This is a genomic window from Pseudomonas sp. MIL9 (assembly GCF_016887925.1).
GTDB classification, from domain to species: domain Bacteria; phylum Pseudomonadota; class Gammaproteobacteria; order Pseudomonadales; family Pseudomonadaceae; genus Aquipseudomonas; species Aquipseudomonas mohnii.
Window position 1 is genome coordinate 1 of sequence record NZ_JAFEHE010000021.1, and the last position, 13,021, is coordinate 13,021.

The 13,021-nt window shown below is 60.6% G+C and carries 9 protein-coding genes and 1 pseudogene; 5 read left to right on the forward strand and 5 right to left on the reverse strand.

What is annotated here, in order from left to right; all coding sequences use genetic code 11:
* Window positions 1-498 precede the first annotated feature (498 nt).
* The 4 genes from JQF37_RS21770 to JQF37_RS21785 form a co-directional block, all read right to left on the reverse strand.
* Window positions 499-750, reverse strand: coding sequence for a DUF1652 domain-containing protein (locus JQF37_RS21770; RefSeq protein ID WP_130211306.1), 252 nt, complete (start codon window positions 748-750; stop codon window positions 499-501).
* 181 nt (window positions 751-931) lie between these two features.
* Window positions 932-2,428 (reverse strand): helix-turn-helix transcriptional regulator, encoded by a 1,497-nt coding sequence (locus tag JQF37_RS21775; RefSeq protein WP_130211307.1) that lies wholly within the window; start codon window positions 2,426-2,428, stop codon window positions 932-934.
* Window positions 2,429-2,567: 139 nt separating this feature from the next.
* Entirely contained in the window at window positions 2,568-3,851 is a 1,284-nt protein-coding gene (locus JQF37_RS21780) for a Zn-dependent hydrolase (RefSeq protein ID WP_130211308.1), read from the reverse strand.
* 142 nt (window positions 3,852-3,993) lie between these two features.
* On the reverse strand, window positions 3,994-5,478 hold the full coding sequence (locus JQF37_RS21785; protein WP_130211309.1) for an NCS1 family nucleobase:cation symporter-1: 1,485 nt from the start codon (window positions 5,476-5,478) through the stop codon (window positions 3,994-3,996).
* A 545-nt stretch (window positions 5,479-6,023) separates the two neighbouring features.
* Between JQF37_RS21785 and hydA the strand changes: the two genes are divergently transcribed.
* The 3 genes from hydA to preA all read left to right on the forward strand — a co-directional run bounded on the left by hydA (window position 6,024) and on the right by preA (window position 10,267).
* Entirely contained in the window at window positions 6,024-7,463 is a 1,440-nt protein-coding gene (gene hydA, locus JQF37_RS21790) for a dihydropyrimidinase (RefSeq protein ID WP_130211310.1), read from the forward strand.
* Between the two features lie 161 nt (window positions 7,464-7,624).
* Complete coding sequence (locus tag JQF37_RS21795) at window positions 7,625-8,992, forward strand: NAD(P)-dependent oxidoreductase (RefSeq protein ID WP_130211311.1); 1,368 nt, start codon at window positions 7,625-7,627, stop codon at window positions 8,990-8,992.
* Window positions 8,993-10,267 carry an NAD-dependent dihydropyrimidine dehydrogenase subunit PreA gene (gene preA, locus JQF37_RS21800; protein WP_130211312.1) on the forward strand — a complete coding sequence of 425 codons (1,275 nt, stop codon included), beginning with the start codon at window positions 8,993-8,995 and terminating at the stop codon, window positions 10,265-10,267. It begins immediately after the preceding gene.
* Window positions 10,268-10,408: 141 nt separating this feature from the next.
* Here the strand turns inward: preA and JQF37_RS21805 are convergent, their stop codons facing one another.
* Complete coding sequence (locus JQF37_RS21805; protein WP_047528232.1) at window positions 10,409-11,029, reverse strand: TetR/AcrR family transcriptional regulator; 621 nt, start codon at window positions 11,027-11,029, stop codon at window positions 10,409-10,411.
* Between the two features lie 139 nt (window positions 11,030-11,168).
* Between JQF37_RS21805 and JQF37_RS21810 the strand changes: the two are divergent.
* Window positions 11,169-11,360, forward strand: a pseudogene (locus tag JQF37_RS21810) (copper resistance protein CopD); the annotation flags it as partial.
* A 233-nt stretch (window positions 11,361-11,593) separates the two neighbouring features.
* Window positions 11,594-12,889 (forward strand): OprD family porin, encoded by a 1,296-nt coding sequence (locus tag JQF37_RS21815; protein WP_130211313.1) that lies wholly within the window; start codon window positions 11,594-11,596, stop codon window positions 12,887-12,889.
* The last annotated feature ends 132 nt before the right edge of the window (window positions 12,890-13,021 follow it).

The following is a 13,021-nucleotide window of genomic DNA, read 5'->3' on the forward strand; positions in this document are numbered from 1 at the left end:
CTCGCTGTCGTTGGCTTCTATAAGAATGCCACCGTGGCGCACAGACGCCTCGGCTTGGGCGAGTCCATTCAATTACAGAAGAGGCAGCCGTTCATCTGACTGATGGGCAGGTAATGCCTTTCTCATACCCGCTCTACTGCGTCACGCAGCGGGTAGTTGTCGTCACCCGAGTCACCTCGCCTTCGGCCCTCACATCGCCCATGACATCGGTTTTATCCAGGGTCTGGCAGGTGCGTTCAGGGGGTGGAGGCGGTGCGGCGGGAGGTGGCGGAGGCGGACTGGCGCAGCCGCCGAGAATCATGGCGCAGAGTACGAGCGACGTTGGAGCAAAAACGCGTTTCCCAAGACTGTTCATAGGATGACCCGCGAGAAAAGGATGTACACAGAGGTGTGACAACAAAACACCGCCCAAAAGTTCACGGGGCAGGTGCAGAAATATCACTTTTGTACATTCTTATCGCGTAACCAGCCGTCCAGACCGGGGAAAGCTGGCGATTCCTACACCACCGGGTCGGGGCGTTGCAGGCTGTTGCTCTCCAGTTCATAACGCAGCTCTTCAATGAGCGTCGCGATCGAATCGGACGTCTGCAGCCTCGTCATGTTCAAACCGCTGACCACCAGATCAACTTGCCCGGTCACTGGATGGTAGAGCTTGATGGTCAACGAATGATCGCCTGTGACAGCGCATTCGCAGGCCAGGGGTGAAAAGGTCCGCTCAAGCTGCGTCCGCAGTTGCGCCAGGTAAATCATTGCGATGGCCCTCGGCGACAAGCGACTGTGCAGGTAAAACGTTCGGGATGCATGGCTGTTCCTTTAGCGACTTCGGGGCGGACGAATGATCCGAAACTGTCATTCGCACGCACTCAGCCTAAGGCTTGCCACCTGCCCGCCAGAACGTGAATTTGCACCCCATCGCCTGGTGCATTTGCACCTACCGTTGACCCTTTTGCCGCCACGCACTGGAAAACAACCCGCGTTCGCGTGCCCAGACAATCGCCTCGCTGCGGCTGTGCACATCGAGCTTGGAATACACCGTCGCCACATGATTGCGCACCGTGTTCGGTGCCAGCTTCAGGCGCGCAGCGATTTCCTTGTCCGCCAGGCCTTCGCAGATCAACTCCAGCACATCGCGCTCCCTGGCCGTCAGGTCAGTGAAGGACACACTGGGCAACTGCGGCGAATTGACATGCTTCACGTTGGCGAGCTTTTCGATCAGCGTACGACTGAACCAGGAGGCATCTTTCATCACCTCTTCAATGGCCGCCACCAACTCCAGTTCGGTGCGTTTGCGCTCGGTGATGTCCATCAACACCAGCAGGTAGCAAGCCCTGTCCTGAATATTCACGGTGTCGGCGCAAACCGCGCAATCCATCAGTTCGGTATCTTTCTTTCGAACGCGGACATCAACCCGATCCAGACGCCCGGTTTTCTCCAGGGCGCTGAACAGTTTCGTCCTCGCGCCCTTGTCGTGAATGAAGTCGATTTCGGCGATGGTCTTGCCCTGCACTTCCTCACGCGGATACGCGAGGGTCTCGAGGAATGCCTCGTTCACATCCATCACCACCTGATCGCTGGCACTGCACACCAGGATCGGCACCGGGGTCAGGCCAAAGGCCTTGGCAAAACGCTCCTCACTCTGGCGCAGGGCCACTTCAGCCTTGCGCCGCGGCTCCACGTCGACGAAGGAAAACAGCATGCAGGGCTCATCGTTGAGCTCAAGCGGCTGGCCAGCGACGATGACCTGCTTGGTTCCCCCCTCGGCCACGCGCAGTTCGGCCTGCATTTGCGGAATGGTCGCGCCTTCGCGCAAACGCTGCTTGGCCAGGTCCTTGTTTTGCGCCTGGTCCAATATATCCAGTTCATAAGTGGAGCTACCGATCACCTGATCACGGGCATAACCGGTCATTTCGAGGAACCCGGGATTGACCTTGATGTAGCGCAGATCGCTGAGCCGGCAGATCACCGCCGGGGCCGGGTTGGCGGCGAAGGTTTTCTCGAAGCGCTGCTCGGCGCTGGCCCACTCGGAGACATCGTCCATGATCAGCACCAACGACTCCGGCTCACCGCGGCTATCGGTGACCACCAGGCTGCGCACCTTATGCACCCAGGTACGTTCTTCATCATCAACCGGGGTCAGCTCGACCAGCACATCGCTGAAGGTCTCGCCACGGGCGACACGGCTGATCGGGTAACTGGCCACCGGCACCGGGTGATGGTTGCGATAACGCAGGGCAAAGCGACGCGCGTACTCCTTGGCGTTCGCCCCAAGGTCACCGATCCGCTCGATGCCGTGCATGGCCAGCGCCGCGTCATTGGCCCAGACGATGGTCTGGTCGAGATCGAGCAGGATCACCCCGTCGGACAGGCCCGTGATGATCTGCTGCAATTGGCGGCGGCTGGTTTCTGTGGTCAGGACGTCTTGGCTCATTGCATCTCCATACGTACGGCGGAGCAATTGCACTCCGGTGACAAGTACGACCGCCAGAGCCTGCAATCGTGCGAAGTTCCTGCACGCGTTCGACCAGCACTGCCTCCACGGGATGCCGAGGGTTACGATCTGTTGCGCTTCAAGCGGCCAATTGCCCGCTGGCAATCGCCGCCGAAGCCGCCAGCATGGCCCGCAACAACACCGCACATCCGGCCGCCAGGTCATCCGGCGCGGCGTTTTCGATTTCGTTGTGGCTGATGCCACCTTCGCACGGTACGAAGATCATCCCGGCGGGGCCGAGTTCGGCGAGGAAGATCGCGTCGTGCCCTGCTCCGCTGACGATGTCCATGTGCGACAGGCCCAAGCCTTGCGCCGCCCCGCGCACCGCTTCAACGCAACCCTTGTCGAAGTACAGCGGCGGGAAGTCGGCGGTCGGGGTGAGTTCATAGGTCAGGCCGTGTTCCTCGCAGGTGGTTTCGATGACTTCGCGGACTTCGGCGATCATCGAGTCCAGGCGCACCGGGTCGAGATGGCGGAAGTCCAGGGTCATGCGCACTTCGCCGGGAATGACGTTGCGTGAACCGGGATAGGCTTGCAGGCAACCGACCGTGCCGCAGGCGTGCGGTTGATGGCCGAGGGCGGCGCGATTGACCGCGCCGACGATCACCGCGGCACCGACCAGGGCATCCTTGCGCAGGTGCATCGGCGTCGGCCCGGCATGGGCTTCGACGCCGCGCAGTTTCAGGTCGAACCATTTCTGCCCGAGGGCGCCCATGACCACGCCAATGGTCTTGCGCTCGTCCTCGAGAATCGGGCCTTGCTCGATATGCGCTTCGAAATAGGCGCCCACCGCGTGGCCGCTGACCGCGCGCGACCCGGCGTAACCAATGGCGTTCAACGCCTCGCCCACGGTAACGCCCTCGGCGTCGACCTTGGCCAGGGTTTCCTCGAGGGTGAATTTTTCCGCGAACACGCCGGAGCCCATCATGCACGGGGCGAAACGCGAGCCCTCTTCGTTGGTCCAGACCACCACTTCCAGCGGCGCTTCGGTTTCCACGCCCAGGTCATTGAGGGTGCGCAGCACTTCGACCCCGGCCAGCACGCCGAAGCAGCCGTCGAACTTGCCGCCGGTGGGTTGGGTATCGATGTGGCTGCCGGTCATCACCGGCGGCAAGTCCGGGTTGCGCCCGGGGCGCCGGGCGAAGATGTTGCCCACGGCATCAATGCTGACGGTGCAGCCCGCCTCTTCACACCATCTGACGAAAATATCCCGGGCCTGGCGATCGAGGTCGGTCAGGGCCAGGCGACAAACGCCGCCCTTGACCGTGGCGCCGAGTTTGGCCAGTTCCATGAGCGACTGCCACAGACGGTCGCGGTTGATGTGCTGATGGGTGGACTGCAGAACATCTACAGCTGCGTTCATGATGATCTCCTCAGGCAGTTCTTATGGATTCTGTCAGGCATTTCGTCGGTGTGTTCGAGGCCGTCATCGCGAGCAGGCTCGCTCCCGCAGGGGTAACGCGTACCCAAAGTGGGAGCGAGCCTGCTCGCGACAGGGCCAGCCGCTACACCGCCGATTTCACGGCAGACGGCTGCGCCCGCATCGAGCACAACCCGTAATAAATCAACCCACCCAGGGCCGAGCCGGTGAACCAGCCGTAGCTGTAGAACCAGCTGAAGGCATCGCTGCCCAACGACAGCAGCGTCAACACCACCGGCACCCCGAACGCCAGGAACCCGTTCCAGTTCCACGCCGGATACACGTCATCGCGGTACAGCCCGGCGAGGTCCAGTCGCTGTTTCTTGATCAGGAAATAGTCCACCACCATGATCCCGGCAATCGGCCCCAACAGGCTGGAGTAGCCCAGCAACCAGTTGGAATAGACGGTTTCCAGGCTCACGTCAGAAACGATCAGGCCCAGTTTTTTCAGCAGCTCATGGGCCATCAGCGCCAGGCCGACAAACCCGGTCAGCAGTACGGCTTTGGTGCGGTTGATCACCTTGGGCGCAATGTTCTGGAAGTCGTTGGTCGGCGAAACGATGTTGGCCGCGGTGTTGGTGGACAAGGTGGCAATGATAATGAGCGCCATGGCCACCGCGACCCAGACCGGGCTCTGGATATGGCCGATCAGCGTCACCGGATCGGAGACGGTCACGCCCACCAGTTTCACCGACGCGGCGGTCATCACCACGCCCAGCGAGGCGAACAGGAACATGGTCAACGGCAAACCGATGATCTGCCCGACAATCTGGTCCTTCTGGCTTTTCGCATAGCGGCTGAAGTCCGGGATGTTCAGCGACAGCGTGGCCCAGAAGCCGACCATCGCGGTCAATCCGGCGGCGAAATAACTGGCCACGCCGGCCCCTTCGGGACGCTTGGCCGGAATCGCCAGCAGTTCAGTCATCGACACATTGGGCATGGCCCACACCAGCAAGCCTGCGCCTACCGCCACCAGCAATGGTGCAGACAGGGTTTCCAGCCATTTGATCGACTCGGCGCCACGAATCACCACCCACAGGTTCAGCGCCCAGAAGATCATGAAGCCGATGACTTCGCCGGTGCCGCCCAGGGATTTCCAGCCGTCGAACACCGACCCCAGGAACAGGTGAATCGCCAGGCCACCGAACATGGTTTGAATGCCGAACCAGCCGCACGCCACCAAGGCGCGGATCAGGCACGGAATGTTGGAACCGAGGACGCCGAAAGACGAGCGCAGCAACACCGGAAACGGGATGCCGTACTTGGTGCCGGGAAAGGCGTTCAGGGTCAGCGGGATCAATACGATGATGTTGGCAAACAGGATCGCCAGCAGCGCTTCGCCGACGCTCAGCCCGAAGTACGCCGTCAGCACGCCGCCCAGGGTGTAGGTCGGCACGCAAACCGCCATGCCGATCCACAAGGCCGTGATGTGCCATTGGTTCCAGGTTCGTTCGCGCACCTTGGTCGGTGCCATGTCATGGTTGTATCGGGGACTGTCGAGGACGTCGCTGCCGGCCTCCAACTCAAACAAGCCGTCGCGCTCGGTCACTTGTGATCTGATCTGTTGCATGGCCGCTCCATTGTTGTTTTGTATTGCTCATCGAGGGCTGGCGGCATCAATAAACGTGCCGGATACCCCGCTTACGCATCGGGCAGTTCCATAAACGTTTTATAAACAGCTGATTATTATCAGTTTTATTTATTCAACCATTCAGTCTCCGGTCACTTGCCATGCCACTCAGGCCGAATGCCAGGCAAGTTGTCCAAACAGTCAGGACTCAATCTGGTGCGTGAATCTTTTTTTAAACGTTGCGCATCAACCATAGACCATCCTCAAACGGCTGATTTCACATAAGAAATCTTGACCATATTTGGATCCTGTCAAGTGCGTCAAAATGGTGAGAGGCCTCACCATTTTGGTGATTTTTAATTTTTACTGTTAAAAATCAACAACTTAAAACGCATATAAGCTTATAAAAATTATTCTTGCTGATTTCAATAACACCAGCTAGCTTTCAATCTTGACAGCGATGACAGGAATAAACCTGTGCAACTCGCTTCATATAAAACATTGAGAGCCGGCATCAGCCGGTCATTGCCTGCGAGGAACTCGGAATGTCTCTGTTGATCCGTGGCGCCACCGTTATTACCCATGATGAAAGTTATCGCGCCGATGTGTATTGCGCAGACGGCGTGATCAAGGCCATCGGCGAAAACCTCGAGGCTCCCACAGGTGCCGAAGTACTCGATGGCAGCGGCCAATACCTGATGCCCGGCGGCATCGACCCGCACACCCACATGCAACTGCCCTTCATGGGCACCGTGGCCAGTGAAGACTTTTACAGCGGCACGGCGGCCGGTCTGGCCGGCGGCACCACGTCGATCATCGACTTCGTGATTCCCAACCCCCAACAATCACTGATGGAAGCGTTCCATCAGTGGCGTGGCTGGGCCGAGAAGTCGGCTTCCGATTACGGCTTCCACGTCGCCATCACCTGGTGGAGCGAGCAGGTCCGCGAAGAAATGGCCGAGTTGGTGAAGCACCACGGGGTCAACAGCTTCAAGCATTTCATGGCCTACAAGAATGCGATCATGGCCGCCGACGACACGCTGGTGGCGAGTTTCGAACGCTGCCTGGAGCTCGGCGCGGTGCCCACCGTGCACGCGGAAAACGGCGAGTTGGTCTATCACCTGCAACGCAAGCTGATGGCCCAGGGCATGACCGGGCCGGAGGCGCATCCCCTGTCGCGTCCGTCGCAAGTGGAAGGTGAAGCGGCGAGCCGGGCGATCCGGATCGCCGAAACCCTCGGCACACCGTTATACCTGGTGCACGTCTCGACCAGGGAAGCCCTCGACGAAATCACCTATGCCCGGGCCAAGGGCCAACCGGTTTACGGCGAAGTGCTGGCCGGGCACCTGTTGCTGGACGACAGCGTCTATCAACACCCGGACTGGCAGACCGCCGCCGGTTACGTGATGAGCCCGCCGTTCCGCCCCATCGGGCATCAAGAAGCGCTCTGGCATGGCCTGCAAGCCGGCAACCTGCACACCACCGCCACCGACCATTGCTGCTTCTGCGCCGAGCAGAAAGCCGCGGGCAAGGATGATTTCAGCAAGATCCCCAACGGCACTGCCGGCATCGAAGACCGCATGGCCGTGCTCTGGGACGAAGGGGTGAACACCGGGCGTTTGTCGATGCAGCACTTCGTGGCGCTGACCTCCACCAACACCGCGAAAATCTTCAACCTCTACCCACGCAAAGGCGCGATCCGCGTCGGCGCCGATGCCGACCTGGTGCTGTGGGACCCGCAGGGCACGCGCACGATTTCGGCCAAGACCCACCACCAGCAAGTCGACTTCAACATCTTCGAGGGCAAGACCGTGCGCGGCGTGCCCAGCCACACCATCAGCCAGGGCCGGGTGGTCTGGGCCGACGGCGATCTGCGGGCCGAACGCGGCGCCGGGCGGTATATCGAACGGCCGGCGTATCCGGCGGTGTTTGATTTGCTGAGCAAGCGGGCTGAGTTGAATCAGCCGGTTGCCGTGAAACGCTGAGATCGAGGCCTTCGGCCTATCGCGAGCAGGCTCGCTCCCACAGGTTTTGTGAACACCTGAAATCCCTGTGGGAGCCAGCCTGCTGGCGATGGCGTCAGCCCGAACCACACAAAAACAATGCCCGACAGAGGCAGCACCGCCATCACCGTGAGGCCAATACCGTGATCAAGACCTTGACCCATCTCCCGCATCCCGTAGAGCAGGCGGCCGTCCTCGCCAGTCATTTCACCGACCTGGCACCGCCGCTCAACGACCGCCAGGCTCACCTTGAAGCCTCGCGCTGTCTGTATTGCTACGACGCGCCGTGCGTGAACGCCTGTCCGAGCGAGATCGATATTCCATCGTTCATCCGCAATATCCATCAGGACAACGTGCAGGGTGCAGCACAGAAAATCCTCTCGGCGAACATCCTCGGCGGCAGTTGCGCCCGGGTCTGCCCCACCGAAATCCTCTGCCAGCAAGCCTGTGTGCGCAACAACGCTCAGGAGTGCGCACCGGTGCTGATCGGCCTGCTGCAGCGCTACGCCGTGGACAACGCACACTTCAGCGAACACCCGTTCCCCCGCGCCGCCGCCACCGGCAAACGCATCGCCGTGGTCGGTGCCGGGCCGGCGGGTTTGTCCTGCGCCCATCGCAGCGCCATGCACGGCCATGACGTGGTGATTTTCGAAGCTCGGGAAAAGGCCGGCGGTCTCAATGAATACGGGATCGCCAAGTACAAACTGGTGGATGACTACGCGCAGAAGGAGCTGGAGTTCCTGCTGCAGATCGGCGGGATCGAGATCCGTCACGGGCAAAAACTTGGCGAGAACCTCAGCCTGACCGAACTGCATCAGCAATTCGATGCGGTGTTCCTCGGCCTGGGTCTGGCGGCGAGCAAGCAATTGGGCCTGGCCCATGAAAACGCGCCGGGGCTGCTGGCCGCGACCGACTACATCCGTGAACTGCGCCAGGCCGATGACCTGACTCAACTGCCCTTGGCTGATCGTTGCATCGTGCTCGGTGCCGGCAATACCGCCATCGACATGGCCGTACAGATGGCACGCCTTGGAGCCCATGACGTCAATCTGGTGTACCGCCGTGGTGTCGAGGACATGGGCGCTACCCGCCACGAACAGGACATCGCCAAGGCCAATCAGGTGCGCCTGATGACCTGGGCACAACCTGAAGAAGTCCTGCTCGATGCCGACGGCCGCGTGCGCGGCATGCGATTCGCGCGCACCCATCTGGTCGAAGATCGTCTGCAAACCACCGGCGAAACCTTTGAACTGGCCGCCGACGCCATCTTCAAAGCCATCGGCCAGGCCTTCGACAGCAGCGCCCTCGCCGACCCGCTGGCCGGTGAACTCAAGCGCCGGGGGGATCGTATCGAGGTCGATGAACAGCTGCGCACCAGCGTCCCCGGCGTGTATGCCGGCGGCGATTGCACCAGCCTCGACCAGGACCTCACCGTGCAGGCCGTGCAGCACGGCAAACTGGCCGCCGAGGCCATCAACGCTCAACTGATGCTCAACGTGGAGGCTGCGTAAATGGCCGATCTCTCGATTGTCTTCGCCGGCATCAAAAGCCCCAACCCGTTCTGGCTGGCCTCCGCGCCGCCCACCGACAAGGCCTACAACGTGGTCCGCGCGTTCGAGGCCGGATGGGGTGGCGTGGTCTGGAAAACCCTGGGTGAAGACCCGGCGGCGGTCAACGTATCGTCGCGCTACTCGGCGCACTTCGGTCCTAACCGTGAAGTCATGGGTTTCAACAACATCGAACTGATCACCGACCGCTCGCTGGAGATCAACCTGCGGGAAATCACCCAGGTCAAAAAGGACTGGCCGGACCGTGCGCTCATCGTGTCGTTGATGGTGCCCTGCGTCGAAGAATCGTGGAAACACATCCTGCCGCTGGTGGAAGCCACCGGTGCCGACGGCATCGAACTGAACTTCGGTTGCCCCCATGGCATGCCGGAACGCGGGATGGGCGCGGCGGTCGGTCAGGTGCCGGAATACGTCGAACAGGTCACCCGCTGGTGCAAGACCTATTGCTCGCTGCCGGTGATCGTCAAGCTGACGCCGAACATCACCGACATCCGCGTTGCGGCCCGCGCGGCGCACCGTGGCGGCGCGGATGCGGTATCGCTGATCAACACCATCAACTCGATCACCAGCGTCAACCTGGAGCGCATGGTCGCCAACCCCATGGTCGGCAGCCAGAGCACCCACGGCGGCTATTGCGGGTCAGCGGTCAAGCCGATTGCCTTGAACATGGTCGCCGAAATCGCCCGTGACCCGCAGACCCGTGGCCTGCCCATCAGCGGCATCGGCGGCATCGGCAACTGGCGCGATGCGGCGGAATTCATTGCCCTGGGCTGCGGCTCGGTGCAGGTGTGCACGGCGGCCATGCTGCATGGCTTCCGGATTGTCGAGGAGATGAAGGACGGCCTGTCACGCTGGATGGACAGTCAGGGGTACTCGAGCATTTCAGAGTTTTCCGGGCGTGCCGTGGGCAACACCACCGACTGGAAGTACCTGGACATCAACTATCAGGTCATCGCCAAAATCGACCAGGACGCCTGCATCGGTTGCGGCCGCTGCCACATCGCCTGCGAAGACACTTCGCACCAGGCCGTGGCCAGCCTCAAGCAGGCGGACGGCACGCACAAGTATCAAGTGATCGAGGATGAATGCGTGGGTTGCAACCTGTGCCAGATCACCTGCCCGGTGCAGGACTGCATCGAGATGGTGCCGGTGGAAAACGGCAAGCCGTTTCTGGACTGGAACCATGATCCGAGGAATCCCTATCACGTCAGTCCTTGAGATGGGCTGCGCCTGAAAAGACGCCTTCGCGGGCAAGCCCGCTCCCACAGGGTCTCTGGTGTTCACAAATTTTGTGTCGACTGAAGATCTACTGTGGGAGCTGGCTCGCCAGCGATGAGGCCATCAGCTTCGCCACAAAACTTACGGCTCCAACCCGATCCCGCGCAAAATCACACTGGTCACGGTCTGTATCGCCCGTTCGAACTGCATGTCCGACAGCGGCTGGTGGTCGTTGAGGATGTTCACCTGGTGGTCGAAGTCGGCGTAGTGCTGGGTCGAGGCCCAGATCATGTACAGCAGGCTCGAAGGCTCCACCGGCAGGATGCGCTTGTCGTCCACCCACTGGCGGATTTTCGCTTCTTTCATCTTGGCCCAGTCGTACAGGCTCGCATCCAGTGCCTCCCCCAGGGTCGGGGCGCCGTGGATGATTTCGTTGGCCCAGACTTTCGAACCGTAGGGACGGCTGCGGGAGTGGTTCATCTTGGCGCGGATGTAACTGCTGAGCACCACGCGCGGGTCGTCGAACATCTCGAAGCACAGCGCGTCCTGCTTCCAGACTTCCAGCAAGTCGAACAGCACGGCGCTGTACAACTCGGTCTTGGTGCTGAAGTAGTAATGCAGGTTGGAGCGCGGCAGTTGCACTTCGGCGGCGATGTCGGCCATGGCGGTGCTGCCGAAGCCTTTCTCGGCGAAGACCTTCTCGGCCCCCAGCAGAATTTTCTCGACGTTACTGCGACGAATCTCGATCTTGTGATTGCCCATGAGGGCTCCCTGACAACAGCGTTAAACAAGACTAGCATCCGCTCTACCTCGCGGCGACAGGGGAAAACCAAACTTCGTACAACGGGCCTCCGGCGGCTAAACTGACGCCACTTCGCCACTGCCTGACAGGAACCCGACAATGCTGCTCAAAAAAGCCCTCACCACCGCCGCCCTGCTCGGCCTGGCGTTGTTCAACCGGCTGCGGATCAAGGACTGCGAACAGCGCCTGTCGGCCTTGCGTAAAAGCGTGATCGCCGAATGGTTGCTGGGCATTGGCGCGGTGGCGGCGGTTTCGTTGCTGGGTACCCTGCCGCCAATGATTTCGAGTTAAGACCCGCCGCCCTGTGGGAGCGAGCCTGCTCGCGAAGGCGTCGCCACAGTCAGCATTGATGTAACAGACACTCCGCTTTCGCGAGCAGGCTCGCTCCCACATAAGAATTCTATACACCAAGTCATCGTACAACTTCCGATTGACAACACTGAAACGCCGCGTAAATAATCGCCTCCAATGTTGTACGACGACGTATAACAACAATAAAAACAAAAAAGAAATGGAGCGTTACAGTGAGCAAGCCCGCCCGCAATTCGTCCCCCCGTGCCCCACGTCCACAGTTTGCCCGCCGTCATGCCCTGAGCCTGATCGGTTGCAGCAGCCTGGCCATCGCCCTGCCCATGACCAGTCACGCCGAAGGTTTCACCGATGACGCCAAAGCCACGCTGAACCTGCGCAACGCCTACTTCAACCGTAACTACACCAACCCGGCCTACCCCCAGGGCAAGGCTGAGGAATGGACCCAGAACTTCATCCTCGACGCCAAATCCGGGTTCACCCAGGGCACGGTCGGCTTTGGTGTGGACGTGCTGGGCACGTTTTCGCAGAAGCTCGATGGCGGCAAGGGCACCGGCGGTACACAGTTGCTGCCACTGGACCACGACGGTCGCCCGGCCGACAACTTCGGGCGCCTGGGCGTGGCGCTCAAGGGCAAGATCTCGAAGACCGAAGTCAAGGTTGGTGAATGGATGCCGGTGCTGCCGATCCTGCGCTCGGACGACGGCCGTTCCCTGCCGCAAACCTTCCGTGGTGGTCAGGTCACCTCCACTGAAATCAGCGGCCTGACGCTCTACGGCGGGCAGTTCCGCCAGAACAGCCCGCGTAACGATGGGAGCATGGAAGACATGTTCATGAACGGCAAAGCGGCGTTCACCTCCGATCGTTTCAACTTCGGTGGCGGCGAATACGCCTTCAACGAAAAACGCACCCAGGTCGGCGTGTGGTACGCGCAACTGAGCGATATCTACCAACAGCAATACTTCAACCTGAGCCACAGCCAGCCCATTGGCGACTGGACCCTCGGCGCCAACCTCGGCTACTTCATCGGCAAGGAAGACGGTAGCGCCCTGGCCGGCGACCTCGATAACAAAACCGCGTTCGCCCTGCTCTCGGCCAAGTACGGTGGCAACACCTTCTATGTCGGCCTGCAGAAGCTCACGGGCGACGATGTCTGGATGCGCGTCAACGGCACCAGCGGCGGCACCCTGGCCAACGACAGTTACAACTCCAGCTATGACAATGCCAAGGAAAAATCCTGGCAAGTGCGTCACGACTACAACTTCGTGGCCCTCGGCGTGCCGGGCCTGACCCTGATGAACCGCTACATCAGCGGCGATAACGTGCACACCGGAAGCATCACCGACGGCAAGGAATGGGGCCGTGAATCGGAACTGGCCTACACGGTGCAGAGCGGTCCGCTGAAAAACCTCAACGTCAAATGGCGTAACGCGAGCATCCGCAAAAACTTCAGCACCAACGAGTTCGACGAAAACCGGATCTTCATCAGCTATCCGATTTCGTTGTTGTAAGACGGTTCGCTGACACCGCTCTTGTGGCGAGGGAGCTTGCTCCCTCGCCACAGGCCGCCCTGAGAATCCAACCCTTCGTCAAATTCGCCACAAGACGCGTTGACAAGAAACGGAAAGCCTTACGATACTGCC